The 20,022-nt window shown below is 60.9% G+C and carries 23 protein-coding genes; 15 read left to right on the top strand and 8 right to left on the bottom strand.

The window, feature by feature from the left end:
- Positions 1 to 56: 56 nt before the first annotated feature.
- Positions 57 to 968, top strand: coding sequence for an EamA family transporter RarD (gene rarD / locus N2600_RS06960; protein WP_026154088.1), 912 nt, complete (start codon positions 57 to 59; stop codon positions 966 to 968).
- 78 nt (positions 969 to 1,046) lie between these two features.
- Here rarD and N2600_RS06955 read toward each other — a convergent pair whose 3' ends face one another.
- The 3 genes from N2600_RS06955 to N2600_RS06945 all read right to left on the bottom strand — a co-directional run bounded on the left by N2600_RS06955 (position 1,047) and on the right by N2600_RS06945 (position 3,967).
- Positions 1,047 to 1,979 carry a hypothetical protein gene (locus N2600_RS06955; RefSeq protein ID WP_260298506.1) on the bottom strand — a complete coding sequence of 311 codons (933 nt, stop codon included), beginning with the start codon at positions 1,977 to 1,979 and terminating at the stop codon, positions 1,047 to 1,049.
- A 94-nt stretch (positions 1,980 to 2,073) separates the two neighbouring features.
- Entirely contained in the window at positions 2,074 to 3,081 is a 1,008-nt protein-coding gene (locus N2600_RS06950) for an alpha/beta hydrolase (RefSeq protein WP_260298505.1), read from the bottom strand.
- Positions 3,074 to 3,967, bottom strand: coding sequence for an MBL fold metallo-hydrolase (locus N2600_RS06945; RefSeq protein WP_260298504.1), 894 nt, complete (start codon positions 3,965 to 3,967; stop codon positions 3,074 to 3,076). The genes N2600_RS06950 and N2600_RS06945 overlap by 8 nt, the downstream gene beginning before the upstream one ends.
- 89 nt (positions 3,968 to 4,056) lie before the next feature.
- Here N2600_RS06945 and N2600_RS06940 point away from each other — a divergent pair, with 89 nt between their 5' ends.
- Positions 4,057 to 4,992: a LysR family transcriptional regulator gene (locus N2600_RS06940; RefSeq protein WP_017963688.1), complete on the top strand. Its 936-nt coding sequence runs from the start codon at positions 4,057 to 4,059 to the stop codon at positions 4,990 to 4,992.
- Positions 4,993 to 5,037: 45 nt separating this feature from the next.
- Here N2600_RS06940 and N2600_RS06935 read toward each other — a convergent pair whose 3' ends face one another.
- Positions 5,038 to 5,661: an LOG family protein gene (locus N2600_RS06935; RefSeq protein ID WP_003558142.1), complete on the bottom strand. Its 624-nt coding sequence runs from the start codon at positions 5,659 to 5,661 to the stop codon at positions 5,038 to 5,040.
- Positions 5,662 to 5,816: 155 nt separating this feature from the next.
- On the opposite strand from N2600_RS06935, the gene N2600_RS06930 reads away from it, so the two are divergent.
- From N2600_RS06930 to N2600_RS06910, 5 genes are all read left to right on the top strand, one after another.
- Entirely contained in the window at positions 5,817 to 7,841 is a 2,025-nt protein-coding gene (locus N2600_RS06930; protein WP_260298503.1) for a LysM peptidoglycan-binding domain-containing protein, read from the top strand.
- 212 nt (positions 7,842 to 8,053) lie between these two features.
- Positions 8,054 to 9,931 carry an ABCB family ABC transporter ATP-binding protein/permease gene (locus N2600_RS06925; protein WP_017963686.1) on the top strand — a complete coding sequence of 626 codons (1,878 nt, stop codon included), beginning with the start codon at positions 8,054 to 8,056 and terminating at the stop codon, positions 9,929 to 9,931.
- A gap of 131 nt (positions 9,932 to 10,062) precedes the next feature.
- The gene (locus N2600_RS06920; RefSeq protein WP_222384683.1) at positions 10,063 to 10,761 is read left to right on the top strand and encodes a phosphatidylserine decarboxylase; all 699 of its coding nucleotides are present in this window, start codon (positions 10,063 to 10,065) and stop codon (positions 10,759 to 10,761) included.
- 79 nt (positions 10,762 to 10,840) lie between these two features.
- Complete coding sequence (gene pssA / locus N2600_RS06915) at positions 10,841 to 11,686, top strand: CDP-diacylglycerol--serine O-phosphatidyltransferase (RefSeq protein ID WP_026154087.1); 846 nt, start codon at positions 10,841 to 10,843, stop codon at positions 11,684 to 11,686.
- A 329-nt stretch (positions 11,687 to 12,015) separates the two neighbouring features.
- Complete coding sequence (locus N2600_RS06910; RefSeq protein WP_170280042.1) at positions 12,016 to 12,162, top strand: hypothetical protein; 147 nt, start codon at positions 12,016 to 12,018, stop codon at positions 12,160 to 12,162.
- A 224-nt stretch (positions 12,163 to 12,386) separates the two neighbouring features.
- On the opposite strand, the gene N2600_RS06905 is transcribed toward N2600_RS06910, so the two are convergent.
- Positions 12,387 to 13,151, bottom strand: a complete 765-nt coding sequence (locus N2600_RS06905) for an SOS response-associated peptidase (RefSeq protein WP_260298502.1) — start codon at positions 13,149 to 13,151, stop codon at positions 12,387 to 12,389.
- A gap of 41 nt (positions 13,152 to 13,192) precedes the next feature.
- Positions 13,193 to 13,513 (bottom strand): YnfA family protein, encoded by a 321-nt coding sequence (locus N2600_RS06900; protein WP_260298501.1) that lies wholly within the window; start codon positions 13,511 to 13,513, stop codon positions 13,193 to 13,195.
- Positions 13,514 to 13,585: 72 nt separating this feature from the next.
- Between N2600_RS06900 and N2600_RS06895 the strand changes: the two genes are divergently transcribed.
- From N2600_RS06895 to N2600_RS06860, 8 genes are all read left to right on the top strand, one after another.
- On the top strand, positions 13,586 to 14,002 hold the full coding sequence (locus N2600_RS06895) for an NUDIX hydrolase (protein ID WP_260298500.1): 417 nt from the start codon (positions 13,586 to 13,588) through the stop codon (positions 14,000 to 14,002).
- A gap of 34 nt (positions 14,003 to 14,036) precedes the next feature.
- Positions 14,037 to 14,480: a TIGR02301 family protein gene (locus N2600_RS06890; protein ID WP_260298499.1), complete on the top strand. Its 444-nt coding sequence runs from the start codon at positions 14,037 to 14,039 to the stop codon at positions 14,478 to 14,480.
- Between the two features lie 103 nt (positions 14,481 to 14,583).
- Positions 14,584 to 14,841, top strand: a complete 258-nt coding sequence (locus N2600_RS06885; RefSeq protein ID WP_003546972.1) for a hypothetical protein — start codon at positions 14,584 to 14,586, stop codon at positions 14,839 to 14,841.
- Positions 14,842 to 14,859: 18 nt separating this feature from the next.
- Positions 14,860 to 15,618 (top strand): hypothetical protein, encoded by a 759-nt coding sequence (locus tag N2600_RS06880; protein WP_260298498.1) that lies wholly within the window; start codon positions 14,860 to 14,862, stop codon positions 15,616 to 15,618.
- 98 nt (positions 15,619 to 15,716) lie between these two features.
- A complete protein-coding gene (gene ygfZ, locus N2600_RS06875; RefSeq protein ID WP_260298497.1) occupies positions 15,717 to 16,571 on the top strand; it encodes a CAF17-like 4Fe-4S cluster assembly/insertion protein YgfZ in 855 nt (284 codons plus the stop codon).
- Complete coding sequence (locus tag N2600_RS06870; protein ID WP_018070590.1) at positions 16,568 to 17,176, top strand: YfbR-like 5'-deoxynucleotidase; 609 nt, start codon at positions 16,568 to 16,570, stop codon at positions 17,174 to 17,176. Before ygfZ ends, N2600_RS06870 begins: the two co-directional genes overlap by 4 nt.
- Positions 17,173 to 17,703 (top strand): tyrosine phosphatase family protein, encoded by a 531-nt coding sequence (locus N2600_RS06865; RefSeq protein WP_260298496.1) that lies wholly within the window; start codon positions 17,173 to 17,175, stop codon positions 17,701 to 17,703. Before N2600_RS06870 ends, N2600_RS06865 begins: the two co-directional genes overlap by 4 nt.
- 58 nt (positions 17,704 to 17,761) lie before the next feature.
- Positions 17,762 to 18,652, top strand: coding sequence for a mechanosensitive ion channel family protein (locus tag N2600_RS06860; RefSeq protein WP_260298495.1), 891 nt, complete (start codon positions 17,762 to 17,764; stop codon positions 18,650 to 18,652).
- A gap of 8 nt (positions 18,653 to 18,660) precedes the next feature.
- Here the strand turns inward: N2600_RS06860 and N2600_RS06855 are convergent, their stop codons facing one another.
- Together N2600_RS06855 and N2600_RS06850 are read right to left on the bottom strand one after the other, a co-directional pair.
- A complete protein-coding gene (locus tag N2600_RS06855; protein ID WP_170256707.1) occupies positions 18,661 to 19,176 on the bottom strand; it encodes a superoxide dismutase family protein in 516 nt (171 codons plus the stop codon).
- 128 nt (positions 19,177 to 19,304) lie between these two features.
- A complete protein-coding gene (locus N2600_RS06850; RefSeq protein WP_170257615.1) occupies positions 19,305 to 19,658 on the bottom strand; it encodes a hypothetical protein in 354 nt (117 codons plus the stop codon).
- Positions 19,659 to 20,022: the final 364 nt, after the last annotated feature.

The raw sequence follows: 20,022 nt of genomic DNA, 5'->3' as shown, positions 1-20,022 counted from the left end.
TATTCACGGCGCTTAAGCTAGGCCGGATCAGAAGAAGAACAAAGATGGAAACACCGATGTCGACCGATGCATCCGTTCCTTTGGCCAAGAACGAAGACAGTCCGCGCGGGTTCGCCTTCGCGCTGACGGCCTACCTGCTCTGGGGCTTCCTGCCAATCTACATGAAGGCGGTGGCGCATATCTCGCCGGCCGAGGTGATCGCCCATCGCATCGTCTGGTCGCTGCCGCTGGCGGGCATTGTGCTGATCGTGCTCGGTCGCACGCAAGACATCCGAACGGCACTCGGCTCGCCGCGCATGCTGGCGATGGCGGCGCTGACGGCGTCGCTGATCACCGTCAACTGGGGCACCTATGTCTGGGCGATCGGCGCCGGCCATTCGCTCGATGCAGCACTCGGCTATTTCATCAATCCGCTGTTCAGCATCTTCCTCGGCGCTATGTTCCTCAAGGAAAAGCTGCAGCCGCTGCAGATCGCGGCGATCGCGCTTGCGGCGCTTGCCGTCGCCATTCTCGCGCTGGACAGCGGCGGCATCCCGTGGGTGGCGCTGACGCTGGCGATCAGCTGGGGGTTCTACGCCCTGTTGCGCAAGACGCTGCCGCTCGGGCCGAACCAGGGCTTCTTCCTCGAAGTGCTGATCCTCAGCGGACCGGCCCTCCTCTACATTCTCTATCTCGAATTCGGCGGCCAGGGCCACCTCTACCGCACCGGTCTTGCCGACACGACCCTGCTGCTCGGCTGCGGCGTCATCACCGCCGTGCCGCTGATGATCTATGCGAACGGCGCCAAGCTGTTGAAACTCTCGACGATCGGCATCATGCAGTATATCGCGCCGACGATGATCTTCCTGATCGCGGTCTTCGTCTTCCACGAGCCATTCGGCACGGCGCGCATGATCGCCTTCCCGCTGATCTGGGCGGGGTTGTTCCTCTATAGCTGGTCGATGCTGAAGGGAAGCCGCGGGCGTTAGCTGCGGGCTTTTCCTGGCCACACCCAAAGCATGTAGTCGGTGCTCCGTAACGATCCATCAAAGCAGGAGCGTGTTGGCTCAAAGCCAGGACAGCAGCGCCGTGCGGACAAGGATTCCCGCCAATGCGCTCACGATGGCAACGCCTGCCACCGACCGGAGCGCTGGCACCGAAGCGATAAGGATGGAAAGACCAGGAAGGTCGAGAGCGTTTACCAGAAATGCGGATCCGCGAATTATTTTCTCAGGCTGAAGACGTAGCTCCTTGTGGATGTCGAGTAACAGGGTGACCGCTGCACTTGATCCTGCCAGGCACTTTGTGAGGAAGAACAGGACATCCTGCTGCGAAGCGCCGAGCAACTGAAGCAATGGCAGCGCGACGGACGTGAAGGCCGAAAGTGCGCCTGTGGTTTGGATAAGCCTGACCATTAGAAGTGAGATCACCAGCACCGGCAGGATTGCAGAAATGACCCGAACGGCGTCTGCGCCACCGCGGTTGATCGCCGTCAGCAGATCGAGCCTTGCGGCGACGGGCTCATCCGCCTTGTAACAGGAACAGATCTGTCCAGACTGGAAACGGAGCCCAACCAGCCAGCAGGCAAGAGTGGAGGCCACAAGCGCTCCGCAAATACCGTTCACGATGATCAAGCCGGGATCGACACCGAGACTTGCGAGCGGAAAACTGGCATTTGCCGGCGCGGCCGCAAGCACCGCGGCAAAGGCAGCGGCCCGACATCTCTCCGACGTCCCCTTGTGCGCCATGAGCGACAGGGCCGAGACCGGGGCAGCCGAACTGACGAGGCTGAGCTGGATAATCGCCAAGGCTCCGAAACCGTCCAGACCAAACAATCCGAAGAGCGGATTGGCCTTGCCGGCGATCCATCGCAATGCGCTAATGCCTTCGAGATAGCGCATCAGCGAGAAGGTCACGATCATCAACGGCAGAAAGGTGAATATTGCTATGTCGACGGCACTTCGCCCGGCATCCAGAATGGCGGTGATCAGAATTGTCATGGAACGAGTGGCTTGGTGGCGGCGCCGGACTTGCAGCGGACTAACGGAGGAAGCGGGCTCCGAAATCCGATCCCGGAGCCCGTTCGTTCAAATTCTATTCCGGTTGGAAGGATTCATCGAAAAAGCGGGCAACCTCGGAATAGGCCTGCATGCGGTTGGTTTCCATGAGAGCGAGGTGCGTCGCCTCCCCGATTCCCACCCATCGCCTGTAGGAGGCGCCGGTCAGTTGCTCGAAATAGGTCCGCGCCAGATCAAGCGGAACGTCGATGTCCCATTCGCCGTGCAACAGCAGCACCGGAGAGCGGATTTCGCTCGGCCGATAGTAGGGATTTCCAGATCGCCAGTAGGTGCGGATGTCCTGGATCGGCCCATTCGTGGCCCGAAGTTTGCCTTGCTCCCTGTCAGCCTGCGACGTCTCTTCCGAAAGGGTCAGTTTGGCCCAGAGGTCGAACCAGCCCTCCGGCACAAGTCGCTCACGCGCGTATTCGGGTGCGGTGCTCAGCCAACGCGCCAAGGCCGCATGGACTGGGACAAGCCGATATGAACCGAGGACACCACCCTGGTCGATCGGGATGGGAACGTCGCTCAGCCATTGCGGCGCGAGCAGTGCAAGCTTGACGATCTTGTCGCCGTTGCTCGCAGCATATGCGCCGGCCACGGTGCCGCCCCAGGACATTGCGAAGACGTTGACGGCGTTGAGACCGCGAAGTCGAAGGACGAAATCGACAGCCATTGCGAAGTCCATGACGCCAGTGTCGGTGCCGACAAGCGGCGGGTTGAGATCGGGCTCCGTCTGCATTTCCGGCGGGCGGGTCGACTTTCCATAGCCCCGGACATCAACCGCAAAGACATCGAAGCCTTGATGGGCGAGGAAGTCTATGAAAGACATCCCGTTGAAGGGAACATCGTAAAGACTTCCGGACGAGAAGGTCGCCCCGTGCACCATTACGATTGTTTTCTCCGCGAGAAAGGCTTTGTGATCTCTCCTTCGCTTATTGCGGAGATAGAGCTTGATGCCATCGGTTCCGCTATCGACGTAATGCTCGTCGAATACGATCTCGCCTGCGTCAAAAGCTGAAGATGCAAGCTTGTTCTCAGACATAGGACCACCTGAATTTTTCGCCGTCGCGGGTCACATAACCAGCAGACGAGCCGGGGAAATGCGTGGAGAAGTAAATGGCACGATTATCGGCTGCGAACTCGAGGACACGCCGTCTGGACTGGGCAGCCTGATCCAGGAATTCGCAGAACACCGTGTTGAGGTCGGGACGCTCCACCTGGATCGGATGGTGCAAAACATCGCCGCCAAAAAACGCCGCTTCCTTGTTCGATTCCAGAATAACGGACATATGGCCGATGCTGTGGCCAGGTGTCGGCAAGAAGGTGAATCGATCCAGGAAAGGACCGCCTGCGCTGTCGATGAAATCAGCAAGCCCCGCCTCGATCACGGGCCGCACGCTGTCTTCATAGACGCCGGAACTGGGAATGTTGACGTCGTTGTGGCTTGCCGTTGACGAGTAATATTCCTGCTCGGCGCGGGGGAAGATGTAGCGCGCATTTTTGAAGGTGGGAATCCATCTTCCGTCCTCAAGCACGGTATTCCAGCCGGAATGATCGACGTGGAGATGGGTATTGATGACGAAGTCGACGTCTTCCGGCCCGACACCCGCCTGGCGCAGCCTGTCGAGAAACGGGATGGTCTGATGGTGGAAGCTGGGATTACGCGGTCTTTCCTTGTCGTTGCCCGAGCCGGTATCGATGAGGATGATGTGGTCGGGCGTCCTTACAAGCCAAGTATGTATACTCACCACAAGGGCATCGCGGCCCTCTTCCATATCGACAGCGGAAAGCCGCGGCTCGACCGCCCTAAGTTCCTCAGAAGCGGCAGCCGGATAGAGAAACGAGGGCGGGACGTTGTGCAGATACTGCTCTTGCACCTTCCTCACCGTCACGCCGGCAATACGATATTCCTTTCCAAGATCGCTCATGGAATTTCCTTTCGAGTTGAACTGGAACCGGGGACAGCGCTGTCTGATGCCTATGGACAATAGGGAGATTTCGTGCAACGATCAAATCGATGAATGAAATTGTCTCCATCGATCATTTCAATTTGTGGTCCTTTGACCTGAACCTGCTCGTCGCATTCGATGCGCTCATGAAGGAGCGGAGCGTGACGAAAGCTGCTGTTCGTCTGAAAATCCAGCAGCCTGCCATGAGCCACAATCTCGGAACTCTTCGCACACTGCTTCAGGATGAGCTGTTCGTGCGTGTCGGCCAGGTCATGCAGCCGACCCATCGCGCGCTGCGTTTCGCCGAGGCAGTGGAGCAGATACTCAGCCGTACGCAGCAGGCGATCGTAACGCCTAATGCCTTTGAGCCCGGCAAGGCCGAGCAGATATTCCGTATCGGCTTTTCCAGCGAGCTTGAGGTGCTGCTCGTGCCGCGTCTCGCCGCTATGTTGAACGAGACGGCGCCCGGCATTAGAGTGCTCGCCCGTGCGGTCAATCCCGAGATGGTCCACAAGCTTCTGGACGACAACGTCATCGATCTCGGCGTCGGCTGCTACGATGACGGCAACAATAGACATCGGCGCAGCCTGCTGTTCGAACAATCACTGATGTGCTGCTACAATCCGAAGCTTCTCGATCTTCCCCAAGCATTGGACCGCGACAGCTATGTCGGGCTGAAGCATGCACTGGTTTCACAGAAGGATGCCATCGAAGGCTGCATTGATGATGCGTTGAAGCGGATCAACGTGCGGCTCGACGTGTCGGTGGCAGCGCCGGAATTCCTGACTGTGCTGACGGCTGTCCTGGAAGCGCCCTTGATCGCGACGCTGCCGACCAGAATTGTGAAGCGGTATGCCGGCCTATTTGGCTTGGCAGTCGCCGACGTTCCCCTCGATTTAACGGTAAGCCCGATATCGATGGTCTGGTCGGCAGCAAGCGACAATGATCCCGCCAATAGATGGATACGATCTCAGGTGACGCAGCTTGTTTCGGCTTATAGCTGAATTTGCTTGCAAAATAGCTTGACCGCGCGAGGGCCGCCTGCCCGCCTACATCTTCGAAATCACCTCGTCCTCGCCGTCACGATCGGCGGCGAGCTGGGCTGCCTGGGCCATGATCGCCGGAATGATGCCGGAGATCTCGTCGACGACGAGCGGTTGCACCCGATGGGCGGTATGCAGGAAACCTTCTTCGGTCATATGGCGCATCAGTTCCATCATCGGATCCCAGAAACCGTTGACGTTGGCAAAGACCATCGGCTTCTCGTGGCGGCCGAGCTGCGCCCACGTCATGATCTCGACGATCTCCTCCAGCGTACCGATGCCGCCGGGCAGCGCCACGAAGGCATCGGAGCGCTCGAACATGGTGTGTTTGCGCGCATGCATGTCAGGGGTTACAATGAGTTCGTTCAGCTGACCGAGCGAGTGGCGAGTCGCTTCCATATCGATCAGGAATTCGGGAATGATGCCCGTGACCTGACCGCCGCCTGAAAGCACGCCGCTGGCAACCGCGCCCATGATGCCTTTGGTACCCCCACCATAGACGAGGCGCAGGCCGTATTCGGCGATCTCTCTTCCGAGAGCACGCCCGGCCGCCATGTGGGAAGGATCGCGTCCCGGCCTTGAGCCGCAGTAAACGCAGATGGATCGAATCGATACAGATTGTTCGGTCATGAGGGCAAAACAACTATTCCATTTCAATGCAGTCAAGAAAATTGACTGAAAAGCAGCATGCCTAGCTTGCCTAATTGCTTTGAATGCTTGTGGAAAGCAACGGGAATAGCTAGCAATTTTGGGTATTACGGCAAATTGCCGCTCTGGGAGACATAATGATGAAGAACCGTGCCGGCTTGCTGGCTCTTGCAGTCCTCGCAATCGCAATCATACTGATGGTGTTTTTCGTCATGCCGCGCATCGGCGGCGATGCAGCCAAGGTCGGCGACGCCATCAACCAAGCGAGCACGGAGCTCAAGAACACGGTTAACGAGGCGGCAAAGACATCGCGCTCCGATGTGGGCGACGCGGCTGCGGTCGCCGACCAGGTGGGCCGCCTATCGGCCGATGCCGGCGTATCGCTCAGCGAACTCAAGGCGCTGTTTGCCGACGGCAAGGGCCCTGCCATCGATGTCTTCACCGCCGCCAAGACCAAGGCCGTCAGCGCGCTGACCGCGCTTGCTGATTTTACAATCCCCGAGGGCCTCGATCCCGCGACCCAGACCCTTGCCGCAAAGGCCAAGGACGGCGGCGCGAAGGCGCTCGCCATCGTCCAGGCGCTGCCTGAGAACATTGCCGATGCGCTTGCCGCGATCGCCAAGGCAGAGGCTGCTCTGACCGGTGCGCCGGAGACCGCCCCTGCGGCGAACACGGCAGTGGAGAATACCGGCCCGAAACTTCCGGCCTTCGACGTATTGCGCGTCGAGCCCGACGGATCGACGGTGATTGCCGGTTCCGCCGAACCGAACGGCAAGCTCGAGGTGCTCGACGGCGAGAAGGTGGTGACGACGGCCAATGTCGATGCGAGCGGCGATTTTGCTGCCGTTCTCGACGATCCGCTTCCGGCCGGCGACCACCAACTCGTGCTCAAGTTCACGGGAAAGGACGGCAAGAGCACGCTTTCCGAAGAAGTCGCGACCATTTCCGTGCCGAAGGACGGCAATGGCGCCAATCTGCTCGCCATGGTCTCCAAACCCGGCGCGGCGAGCCGTATCATTACTGCGCCGAAGGCCGGAACCGAAGTTGCCGATGCCTCCAATCCGATGGCTCCGCCTGCGAACAAGCCGGCAACGGACGAAAGCTCGGCTGCGCCTGCCGCAACAGCTGCACCAACCGGCGAGCTGGCGCTGCAGGCGCCGAACCTCACCGACACCTCCTCCGGCGGCGCAGCTACGCCATCGGATAAGACGAATGTGCCCGATGTGATGGTCAATGCCGTCGAAATCGAGGGCAGCAAGATCTTTATTGCCGGCACGACGCGCCCTAACGCCAAGGTTATCGGTTATGCCGACGACAGCCTCGTCGGCCAGGATACCGCCGGCTCCGACGGCCACTTCGTCATCGATGGCGTGGTGGCGCTCTCGGTCGGCGACCACAAGATCCGCGTCGATGTCGTTGATCCCACAGGCAAGGTGATCGTGCGCGCGGCGGTCAACTTCAATCGGCCTGCCGGCGACCAGGTGAGGGTCGCCGCGCAATCGGTACCCGCCGACACGAACAGCGCTCCCTCGATGGTGCCGCTCGATGAAGGCGAGCTCGACAAACTCAAAGCCGAAGTCGGCAAGGCCTTCGGCCTGCTGAAGCGGCTGTTTGCCGATGGCAAGCTTCCAGGCCCCGAGCAGCTCGCCGCGGCGCGCTCGGGAACGGAATTCGCTCTGCGCTCCGTCGCCGATTTCCGGCCTGCGGCCGATGCGCCGGACGCCTTCAAGCACACGTCAGGCACCGCCTCTCAGATCGCCGGCAACGCGCTGAAACTGCTGCAGGGCCTGCCGAAGGATGCGAAATCCGTGGGCAGCGCACTCGACAGGCTCGGCGCGATGATCGCCGAACTCTCCGTGGCACCCGCGCCGGCAGCGCCGTCCGCAAACGATGTCGGAAGCGGCCAGCCGAAGACGATCGAACAGGCGCCGCTGACGGCAAACAACGCGGCAGTCATCATTCGCCGCGGCGACACGCTGTGGCAGATCTCGCGCCGCACCTATGGCCTCGGTGTTCGTTACACGACGATCTACATCGCCAACGAGGACAAGATCGTCGATCCCGATCGCATCCGCCCCGGTCAGATCTTCGGTCTGCCGAAGGATGTGTTGCCGAATGCCGAAGAGCTGCACCGCAAGCGGATGTCCGGCCAGCATCTCTAAGCTGCAAAACGACACGACGAGGCCGGGTGGGATAAACGCCCGGCCTCGTCGTTTCCTTACCCCTGCATTTGTTGTATTCGTCCGCCTGGCACCCTATCTGGCGGTGGCGGCTGCGGGTTGTGGGAAGCGCTTTCAGGCACGTCCCGGTTCCCTGCTTTTGCCGGCATCGAAGCGCCGCAATCGCGGCAAGCCCATCCGGGCTGGAGACAAGCATGGCAAACGGCAAGACAGTCTCGGAATCCAACCTGCTGCAGACGCTTCTCAACCTCTGGCCCTATATGTGGCCGGCCGGCCGGCCCGACCTCAGGATGCGCGTCGTCTGGGCCTCGGTCTTTCTGCTGATCTCCAAGTTCGTATTGCTGCTCGTTCCTTATTTCTTCAAATGGTCGACCGATGCGCTGAACGGCAGGATGGATCTTGCAGGCTCCGTGCCGCCGCTGCTGGCCGGCGCTATCGCGCTGGTGATTGCTTATAACATCACCCGGCTGATCCAGCTTGGCCTCAACCAGTTGCGCGACGCGCTCTTTGCCAGCGTCGGACAACATGCGGTGCGCCAGCTTGCCTACAGAACCTTCGTGCACATGCACGAGCTGTCGCTGCGCTTCCATCTGGAGCGCAAGACCGGCGGGCTCTCGCGCATTATCGAGCGCGGCACCAAGGGCATCGAGACGATCGTGCGCTTCACGATCCTCAATTCGGTCCCGACCGTCATCGAATTCCTGCTGACGGCAGTGATCTTCTGGTGGGGCTACGGCTTCTCCTATCTCGCCGTTACCGCTTTTACCGTCTGGGCCTATATCTGGTTCACGATCCGCGCCTCCGACTGGCGCATCGCCATCCGCCGCTCGATGAACGACAGCGATACCGACGCCAACACCAAGGCGATCGACTCCCTCCTCAATTTCGAGACAGTCAAATATTTCGGCAATGAGGAGATGGAGGCAAAGCGCTTCGACAAATCGATGGAACGTTATGAGAAGGCGGCGACCGACGTCTGGACTTCGCTCGGCTGGCTGAACTTCGGCCAGGGCGTCATCTTCGGCATCGGCACGACGATCATGCTGGTACTGTCGGCGCTGGCCGTGCAGCGCGGGGAGCAGACGGTCGGCGATTTCGTTTTCGTCAATTCGATGCTGCTGCAGCTTTCCGCACCGCTGAACTTCATCGGCTTCGTCTACCGCGAAATCCGCCAGGGGCTGACCGATATCGAGCAGATGTTCGACCTGCTTGAAGTGAAGGCCGAGGTCAACGATGCGCCCGATGCGACAGAACTTCGGATCGGCCAAGGCGCGATCTCCTTCAAGGACGTGCACTTCGCCTACGATCCGGCCCGCCCGATCCTGAAGGGCATTTCCTTTGAGGTGCCGGCAGGCAAGACGGTCGCCGTCGTCGGTCCATCGGGTGCGGGCAAATCGACGCTGTCGCGCCTGCTCTATCGTTTCTACGATATCCAGAGCGGCGCGATCACCGTCGACGGTCAGGATATCCGCACGGTGACGCAGAAGAGCCTGCGCTCTCTCATCGGCATGGTGCCGCAGGATACCGTGCTCTTCAACGATACCGTCGCCTACAACATTCGCTACGGCCGCACATCGGCCAGCGAGGGCGAGGTCTTTGCGGCGGCTGAGGTGGCGCAGATTGCGCATTTCATCGAAATGCTGCCCGAGGGGTTCGAAACCAAGGTCGGCGAGCGCGGGTTGAAGCTTTCGGGCGGCGAGAAGCAGCGGGTGGCGATCGCCCGCACCATCCTTAAAGCGCCGCCGATCCTGATCCTCGACGAGGCGACGTCTGCGCTCGACACGACGACGGAGCGGGAAATCCAGGAGGCACTCGACCTGGTTTCGAAGAACCGCACGACGCTGGTCATCGCCCACCGGCTTTCGACTGTCATCAACGCCGATGAAATCATCGTACTCAAAAGCGGCGAGATTGCCGAGCGCGGAACACATGCCGCCCTCCTCGAAAGAAACGGCCTTTATGCCTCGATGTGGAACCGCCAGCGCGAGGCGACGCAGGCCGAAGAACATCTGAAGCAGGTGCGCGAAAGCGACGAGCTGGGGGTCATAAGTCGGCTTGCTCCGGCAAGCTGAGGGGAAACCGACGCCGGCCGGCTTTTGTTGTTCAGAACCCCGGCGTGGAAACCAGGGCCGAGGCCGCAGCATTGCCCCGGAGACCGTTTTTCGCTAACAGCAAAAATGAAAACGCAAGGAGACCGGCAGCCATGAGCCTGTTCAACACGGTTCGCAACACGATCGTCCCCGTGCACAAGGAGGGTTATCCCTTCGTTGCCGCCTTCTTCGTCGCGTCGCTTGTCTTGGGCTGGATCTTCAAGCCGCTCTTCTGGATCGGCATGATCTTCACGCTCTGGTGCGCCTATTTCTTCCGCGATCCCGAGCGCGTGACCCCGCAGGACGACGATCTGGTGATCTCTCCCGCCGATGGCAAGGTCTCGGCGATCCAGATGGTGACCCCTCCGGCAGAGCTCAATCTGGGCTCCGAGCCGATGCTGCGCATCTCGGTCTTCATGAACGTCTTCAATTGCCATGTGAACCGGGCGCCGATGCGCGGGCGCATCGTCAGCATCAACTACCGCTCCGGCAGCTTCGTCAACGCCGAGCTCGACAAGGCGAGCGAGGACAATGAGCGCAATGGACTGGTGATCGAAACCCGCCACGGCCAGATCGGCGTCGTGCAGATCGCCGGCCTCGTGGCGCGGCGTATCCTCTGCTGGGCAAACCCCAACGAGCCTGTGGATGCCGGCGAGCGCTTCGGGCTGATCCGTTTCGGCTCGCGGCTCGACGTATTCCTGCCCGCCGGTGCCGCGCCACGTGTCTCGCTCGGCCAGACGGCGGTTGCGGGAGAAACCGTCATCGCCGAATTCGCCTCCGTCAAGGGTCCCGTCATCAGCCGCCGCAGCTAGAGCGGTTCAGCTTTTCACGGAAGTGCAGAAGCGCTACGCACTGTTGCTGGAATTGCCTTAGGAACGATTGGAACGCGATATGGAAACGCCTTTTCCGCCTTTCGAGCCCAATGGGCCGGATGATTCCGCCCGCGGCCCACGTCTGCGCGAAATCCCGCTCCGGCTCGTCTTTCCGAACCTCATCACCATTCTGGCGATCTGCGCCGGGCTGACCGGCATCCGGCTGGCTTTCGAGAATCGTTACGAGCTCGCCGTCTCCATGGTGCTGCTCGCCGCCTTCCTCGACGGTATCGACGGGCGCGTGGCGCGGCTGATGAAGGCGACTTCCAAATTCGGCGCGCAGATGGATTCGCTTGCCGACATCGTCAATTTCGGCGTCGCACCCGCCCTCGTCGTTTATGTGTTCGCGCTCGACCAGGCGCGCTCGCTCGGCTGGATCGCCGCCCTGATCTATGCGATCGCCGCCGGGCTTCGCCTTGCCCGTTTCAACGTCATGGCCGAACGCGAAAACAAGGCGAGCTGGCAATCCGAATATTTCGTCGGCGTGCCGGCGCCGGCTGGCGCCATGCTGGTGCTGCTGCCGGTCTATCTCGGCTTCCTCGGGCTGGCGACGGACCGCACCTTCGCCTATCTCTCGTCGATCTATACCGTGCTTATCGCCTTCCTGCTGATCAGCCGGCTGCCGGTCTGGTCGGGCAAATCGGAAGGCAACCGCTTGCGGCGCGATCTCGTGCTGCCGATGATGCTCGGCGTCGTGCTCTATGTGGCTCTGCTGATGAGCTACACCTGGGAGGTGATGGTCTTCACCGTTGCCGCCTACCTCGTATCGCTTCCCTTCGGCGCGCGGAAATGGCAGCGGAAATATGGGACGCTGACGATCGAGGAACCCGGCGTCGGCGACGACGATATCGGCCGGCACATCTGATCTGCCAGCATTTCCGGATTTCTCCAAATGACGGAAATGCTTCTTTCCCTTCGTTCTGACGGACCCCGGGAAAAGCATGCGTTTCCCCGGAGAAACCGTGCGCTTATCCGGGTGAAAACTGTTCCGCGCTTTTCCCCAGAAACCGCTTTCGCACTTTTATTGGAACCACTCTCTTCAGTAAGTTTTAACCAACGTAGGCTTCAGTTAAGCCTCGCGAATTATGGTGCGCGTTTACAAATCCTGATCACCTGCGCCCCCATTTTGTCGCTATTCGTGACGAAACATCAAACCATAAAATACCCAGGGAAGAACCACGTAAGGAGAGTATCGTGACTTCGAAGAAGAGCAGTACCGGCGAACAGCAGGCGGCCAAGCCAGATCTCGCCGCCAACTATCGCCCCGTCGGCCTGAAGGCTGTTGCCGCAGCATCGCTGATGGCGAAGCATAAGCCGGCCAGCGTCAAGAAATCCGCTTGAGGCGGAAGGCTTCACATTGGAATCATGCGTGCTTTCGGGTTACATGCGTTAGGCACCGCTGACGAAGTGAATGACGAGGCAATTGCCGGAAATCTCCTGACAACGCTCTGGCGACATCAGCACAACCCGAAAACCTGATGGACGAAGCGGCGCATCGCCACCGCTTATGTGAGACGTCGGCGCCGATAGGTCGCCGACGGGCCTGCTGGTGCGGCGGATGGTGTTCAGAAGAAGCTGAGCTGGCCGTCGTCAGGCTTTTGCTTTTCGGGCGCCTTCAGCGGCTTTTCGACGACGACCCGCTCCTGCAGGTCGGGACCCATATTGGCGACCTTGTTGACCTTGTCGGAGACCGGGACGGCCTCGAAGAAATCGTCCTGAACGGGCTGCATCAGGTCGACTACGTCGCGCGGCTCCTGTGTCTTGCAATCGAGCCAGCGCGAAAAATCCTCAGGTCTGACGACGACAGGCATGCGATCGTGGATCGCCGATATGGCTGAATTGGCGGATGTCGTCAGGATCGCGCCGGTATCGACCTCGGAGCCGTCGGCCGAGGACCATGTCTCCATCAGCCCTGCAAAGGCGATGACCCCACCCTGGCGCGGCCTGATCCAGTGGGCCTGCGGCCGCTCGCCGCTTTCCTTCGACGGGCGATGCCATTCATAGAAACCGGAGGCAGGAATGAGCACGCGGCGATGACGCATGGCGGCGCGGAAAGAGGCCTTGCCAATCGCAGTTTCAGAGCGCGCGTTGATCAGCAGCGGGAAATCTCTCGGATCCTTGACCCAGCCCGGCGTGAGGCCCCAGCGCACGAGCACGGCGCGCCGGTCGGCCAAGTTGCTGCCCTGCTCCCTGCCCTCGCCGGATATGACGACTAGGATCGGTTGCGTCGGCGCGATGTTGTAGCGCGCCGGAAAATTGTCGAGATCGAGACCGGAGAAGAAGTCGCTCAGGTCGGCGCTGGAGCTTGTCAGGGCGAAACGTCCACACATCGGCCTGTCTTTGCACTCGGCTCGTATCCGGTCAAGACGCCTCAGCCTCTCGGTGCGAAGAGGATGAGGCTGGCGCCGGCAAGGCAGATCAGCGCGCCGCCGATATCGTAACGATCGGGCACGCGGCTCTCGACCAGCCGCAACCAGAGCAGCGAGGCGAGGATATAAATGCCGCCATAGGCTGCGAAGGTACGACCGGCAGCCTCGCTCGGCACCAGCGTCAGAGCCCAGGCGAAAAGCGCCAGAGAGACCATGCCCGGTGCCAGCCACCAGACGGGCTTTTCGAGCTTCAACCACGCCCAGAAGGCAAAGCAGCCGGCGATCTCGAAGAGAGCGGCAAACGCAAATATGATGTAGGTCATGGAAGCACCTTTCGAATCTCCATCGCACTCTTCATCCGATAAGACGGGCGATCACAGCAAGAGCAGGCCCCGATGACCCCCACCGCCAGAGCCGCCTCCTCCGCCATTCTCGAACGCAACGGGCGATTCCTGCTCGTGTTGCGGCGCAATCCGCCTTCCGCCGACATGTACGCCTTTCCCGGCGGGCGGGCCGAGCCCGGCGAAGCGCCGGAGCAAACGGCATTGCGCGAATTTCATGAAGAGACCGGCATTTCGGCACGCAATCCGCGGCTGTTTTCGACCTACGAGCTGAAGACGCATGCGGCCGACGGCAGCGTCAACAGCCATTTCCTGCTGTCGGTTTTTCGGGTCGATGCCGATGAAGACGCGGTGGCGGAAGCCGCCGACGACGCGGTCGCCCTCGGCTGGTTTACGGTGGAGGAAATCCGGCAACTGCCCGTGCCGCAGAGCGTGCTCGAATGCGCAGAGCGGCTGGCGGGCGGCGAATAGACGTGGAAACTTTGAAGCACGCCTTGTTGCTGTCATGCTGAGCGTATCAACTGGGAGCATGATTCCCGTTCGACGCGTTTTCCTGTCCCTGCTCGTGCTCGCCGGCCCTACGATGGCGCAGGGCAAGAATACGCCGCCTCCACAGGAGGAGGAGATTGCGCCGCCGATCGTGAGCGTGCCCTACGACGACAAGCTGGCGCGGTTCGCCGAGGTGCTGGGTTCGGTGCATTATCTGAGAACGCTCTGCAAGGCGCCCGGCGGCGACGAGTGGCGAAACGGCATGCAGCAGCTGCTCGACTCGGAGACCGGCAACGAGCAGCAGCGCAAGGAAAGGCTCACGGCGGCCTTCAATCGCGGCTATCGCGCCTTCGCCTCGGTCTATACGGATTGCACCCCGGCGGCCATCGTGGCAGAAGAGCGCTACCGTAACGAAGGTGCAACACTTGCCACAGAAATTACCTCGCGCTTTGGAAATTGACGTTTAATTAACCTGTTTTCGCATGCGGACGTGTCGTTTTGGGAAAAGGCTGTTAGTGTTGTTAACGGTGCAGTAAGACATGAGAAGTTCTGAGGAAAAGACAATGGAAGCAAGCCTCAACGACATCGACGACATGATCGTCCACGAAAAGATGCAGGCGGCTCTGGAGTACCAGAACGAGGCTTGGGCCGATGGCATGGCCGACGGTATCGAGCCTGAAATCATCGCTGATGCCGCCATTGCGCATGCGTTGCGCGAGACGATCAGGTTGCATGGGGAAAAGAGCGCGGAAGCCCTGCTCGATTCGCTGCGTGAGCGCATGCTTGCCGGCGAATTCTCCGCAAACCGCACCCTGCAATAATTGTTATCAGAGAGCTTGATGCACACCGGTAAAGAGAATGTTTCGCGAATTCCGCTCGCGCCGGTGCTGCTTGCGTTCAGCCTCGCCGCCGGCAATATTTTCCTTGCGCCGGCAGCCTATGCGCTTTCCGAACTGCACAAGATCCCCGGCCAGGCGGCCAACGACACGCCGCCCGCGCAGGGAAGCGCTCAGGGACAGAACCAGCCGCAGGGCGGGACCACTCCCGGCGTTCCCATGGCCGATCCGCTGGTCAACAGCCAGAACAATCAGGGTGCCGACAAGACGCCGGGCGCTCAGGACAGCTCCAAGGCCGTCGAGGTGATCTACGACATCAGCAAGGTGCCGGAGCCGGTTCGAAAAATGCGCGAGCAGATCGTCGAGGCGGCCGCCTCCGGCGATCTCGAGCGGCTGCGGCCGCTGATGGGCACCGGCGCCGACCAGACGCAGGTGAGTGTGGGCGAGCCGACCGACGATCCTATCGGCACGCTGAAAGACCTTTCGGGCGATCCCGACGGAGACGAGATCCTTGCCATCATGCTCGACATCGTCTCGACCGGCTTCGTGCATGTCAGCCAGGGCACAGCAGACGACATGTATGTCTGGCCTTATTTTGCCGAGAAAGACCTGAAGTCGCTGACACCGCCGGAGCGCGTCGAGCTGCTGCGCATCGTCACGGCCGGCGATCTCTCCGACATGCAGGAATTCGGCGGATATAATTTCTATCGCCTCGGCATTACGCCTGAGGGCAAATGGAAATTCTTCACGGCGGGCGACTGACACTCATCTTGGCTGCGCCTTTCACGTCTCGCATGGCGCTTGCGATCCAGCTCATGAAGACATACCTCTGAGCGATGATCAACGCGACAGGTTCTGCCATGCCAGCCGTATTCCTGAAAGACCGCTCATTGCTCTTCGTCAGCGGCGCGGACGCCCAATCCTTCCTGCAAAACCTGATCACCACCGATATCAGCTCGCTTGGGCCCGACGAGGCGCGGCCCGGGGCACTCTTGACGCCGCAGGGCAAGATCCTGTTCGATTTCATGATCTGGCAGGACGGCGACGGTTACATGATCGAAACCGATGCCGGCCAGCGCGACGGGCTGCTAAAGCGGCTGACGATGTACAAGCTGCGCGCCGTTGTCACACTTGCGCCAAGCACCAAAGAGGGCGTCACCGTTTGCTGGGGCGAGGATGCCGAGGGCGTCCGGGATAGCCAGGGCGCCCGAGACAGCCGTTTCGCCAAGGCGGGCGTCACGCTGATCCGCCGGCCCGGCAAACATGGTGATGGCAAAGAAGCACTCTACGACGCGCTGCGCATCAGCCGCGGCATCGTCACATCAGGATCGGACTTTGCCCTGCAGGACGCCTTCCCGCATGACGTGCTGATGGATTTCAACGGTGGGCTCTCCTTCAGGAAAGGCTGCTATGTCGGCCAGGAGGTCGTCTCGCGCATGCAGCACCGCGGCACCGCGCGCCGGCGCGTCGTCACGGTGTCCGCCGCAACGGACCTGCCGGGGACCGGGACGGAGATCACCGCCGCCGGCAAGCCGGTGGGAACGCTCGGTTCGGTCGAGGGCTGCAGTGGACTTGCGATCGCGCGCATCGACCGCGCCGGCGCGGCGATGGCCGCAGGCACGCCTCTGCTGGCCGGAGAAACGCCCGTTTCTCTCACCCTGCCGGCATGGTCCGGCCTTGTCTTTCCCGCCAGCGCCGACGAGGCCAGCGCGTGACAACGACGAAAGCGCCGCGTGCTTGGCAACGCATGCTGTCCGGGCGCAGGCTCGACCTGCTCGACCCCTCGCCGCTCGATGTCGAACTCGCCGACATCGCTCATGGGCTTGCGCGCGTCGCCCGCTGGAACGGCCAGACCTCCGGAGATCATGCTTTTTCGGTGGCTCAACACAGTCTCGTCGTCGAGGATATTTTTCGCCGCTTCAACGACGCGCGGCCGCAGGAGTGCCTGATGGCGCTGCTGCACGATGCACCCGAATATGTGATCGGCGACATGATCTCGCCGTTCAAATCAGTGGTCGGCGGCGGCTATAAAACGGTGGAAAAGCGGTTGGAAGCTGCCGTGCACCTGCGCTTCGGCCTGCCGCCGCATCCCTCGCGCGATCTCAAGGACCGGATCAAGAAGGCCGACACGATCGCCGCCTATTTCGAGGCGACGGTGCTTGCCGGCTTCACCCCAGCCGAGGCGCAGAAATTCTTCGGCCAGCCGCGCGGCATCAGCAAGGACATGTTGATGATCGAGCCCCTGCCGGCGATCGAGGCGCAGCGATTGTTCTGCGAGCGTTTCGCGGCGATCGAGGCCGAGCGGGAGATGGTGTCGTGACCTTTATCGTCGTCTCGCCGCTGTCGCGCATTGCCGAAATGGCAGTGCGCCATAAGGCGCGCGATATGATCAGCCTGATCGCCAAGGAGCAGGCCTTTCACCGGCCGGGCGTGATCGCGGCCGAACGTCATCTGACACTTGGCATGAACGACATCGTCTTCAAGGGCACCGGCGATCTCGTGGCGCCTGACGAGACGCATGTGCGAGCAATTATCGACTTTGCTGCCTCGTGGCGACAGGAGACGCCGCTGCTCATCCATTGCTGGATGGGCGTGTCGCGATCGCCGGCGGCAGCCCTCATCGCCGCGCTGTCGCTGGCACCCGATCAGAGCGAGGAAGCGCTTGCCCGCCGGCTCCGGGCCGCCTCACCGTTCGCGACGCCGAATGCCCGGCTGATCGAGCTCGGTGACGCGCTGCTCGGCCGCGGCGGCCGGCTGGTCGCGGCGGTGCGGGCAATCGGACGCGGTGCGGATGCCGACGGCAACGCGCCCTTCGTGCTTGCGATCCGGGACGCCGCCTGCGGTTGACGCTGCCGCCAATCGCTCCATCTAGGCCCCGACCACGTACCATCGACAGGGCCAGATCATGGAACAACAGGCAGCCGATGTCCTCCTCGCCACGCAAACGGCACTCAGCCAGGCAAGTGCGCTTGCGGTGCAGTATTCCTTCTCCGTCCTCGGGGCGGTGATCCTGCTCGTCCTTGGTTGGGCGCTCGCCGGTTTTGCCAGCCGCTGGGCCTATGAAGGCCTGTCGCGCGTACATGGCATCGACGAGACGCTGGCGCGATTCTTCACCAATGTGCTGCGCTACGCGCTGCTCATCCTGGTGTTCATCACCGTGCTCGGTCAATTCGGCGTCCAGACCGCTTCGATCATCGCAGCCCTCGGCGCAGCAGGCCTGGCGATCGGACTGGCGCTGCAAGGGACACTACAGAATATCGCCGCCGGCATCATGCTGCTGATCCTCAGGCCTTTCCGCGTCGGCGAATATATCGAGACCAGCAGCGTGGCCGGCACGGTCCGCGAAATCGGATTGTTTGCAACCGAGCTCAGAACCGGCGACGGGCTCTATCGGTTGGCGCCGAATTCGACGCTCTGGAACACACCGATTACCAATTTCAGCCGCGAGCCCACGCGGCGGGACGAGCTGAAAATCAGCGTCGCCCATGAGGATGACGTCGATCTGGCGATGGAGAGGCTGATGGGCCTTGCCAAAGCCGATTCCAGAGTGCTGATGTCACCGGCACCCAGCGTCTTCATCGACAGCCTCGGTGACGGCGCGATCTCCGTAACGCTGCGCTACTGGGCAAAGACCGGCGATTGGTGGCTGGTCAGTCGTGACATGGTGAAGCGCGTGAAACTCGCCTTCGATGAGAAGGACAATCCCGCCGCTGTGCCGGATGCATCAGACGCAACTCCAGAAAAAAAGCACAACGGCAGGGCGGCGGCCGAAAAACCGACATCGGCGCGGCAGTGAGACGGCAGCTATTGAACAACGCCGCAGGCAAGCCGTTCACCAGCATCTCCTGACGGCTGGCTGCGATAATCATCCGAATTGGCATGCACCATCAATGCGCGGCCGCGAATGCCGTCGGTCTTGCCGTCGAGTGTCACCATGGTATTGAAGATCTGTGCCCGCAGCACGCCGTCCTGCCCGACATATTGATTGGGCATATCGCCTGCGTGCGGACCGTTGGCGGCAAGGAGGCCATGCTCCGCCTTCCCGGGATTGAAATGACCGCCCGCCGATTCGAGGTGGGTCGCGGCGTCGCAGCGGCCGGTCTCATGAACATGGAAGGCCACCCATTTGTTCGCCGGCAGTCCCGATATCTCGACTTCGATCAGGACGCCGCCATTGGCAGCAGCCGTCAGCTGCGCGCGGCCATCTTCCTTGCCGTCCTTGTCGACGAAATTGGCGACCGCCGTCTGCTTGTCCTGAGCGCCTGCCGGCAATGCAACCGCAAGCAGGCTCAAGGCGGCGATGGTGCACATGGCTTTCATGGAGATCTCCTTCCGTCCGATTGTCTTTCTGAACGTGTCAGCTTGGAAGGTGTTCCTGATTAGAGACCATGGAACAAGAAAAGCCGACCAAACGGCCGGCTTGCAGATCACCCGAATTGAATCGCAGCTCAGGCGACGGCGTCGAAATCGAACTGGCCGTAAGTGTTGCGGTAGAGATCGTCGGACCGATTGCCTGATGTCGGCGCGATCTGTTGCAACGGATAGGAAACGGCGATGCTGTTTGCCGTGCCGCTATCGTGCGTGTCCATCATCAGAGCAATCAGGCTGCCGGAAAATTTCGGCTGCGTGTCGCTGCTGGTGTCGTCTTCCAAGATTTCTTTGATGATGCCGGGCTTCTCATCGGCGGCACGTTCGCCGCGGCTGAGGACGCCATCGCCGTTGGCGTCGAGCCGCGAAAGCGTCGCCAGATATGCATATGACGTCTCTGAAACGGATGTGGTGCTGGTCATACAAACCTCCATTCACCGCCTTTTGCCGGTGGTGTTTGTACGCAATACGAACGTGGAAAATCAGTGCTGACTCGGTGGTTAAACTGATTTGCGCAGTGCGTCAATAAGCTGTTAACTTCTCATTAACGATGATTGACAAAAGTTAACGCGGCGCCGTGAGAGCGACCTTCCGCCTGCGCCAGCCGGCCGATTTCCCACATATTTCAGCGATTTTTCACATACAAACCAATTGTCTGACGAAGTGAAGTCGCTGCTGCACTGCAACCCAATATTAATTCGGCCCATAGAAAATGGGCGTCACACAACTGCCACCAGACGCTCCCGGCTTATAAAAAAGCAATTTCTGTGTTCCTTTAGAAAGGTCTTTCATGTCCGG

It is taken from the genome of Rhizobium sp. WSM1274, from assembly GCF_025200775.1.
In the GTDB taxonomy this organism is placed as follows: domain Bacteria; phylum Pseudomonadota; class Alphaproteobacteria; order Rhizobiales; family Rhizobiaceae; genus Rhizobium; species Rhizobium leguminosarum_I.
This window is presented reverse-complemented; position numbering and strand designations above follow the sequence as displayed.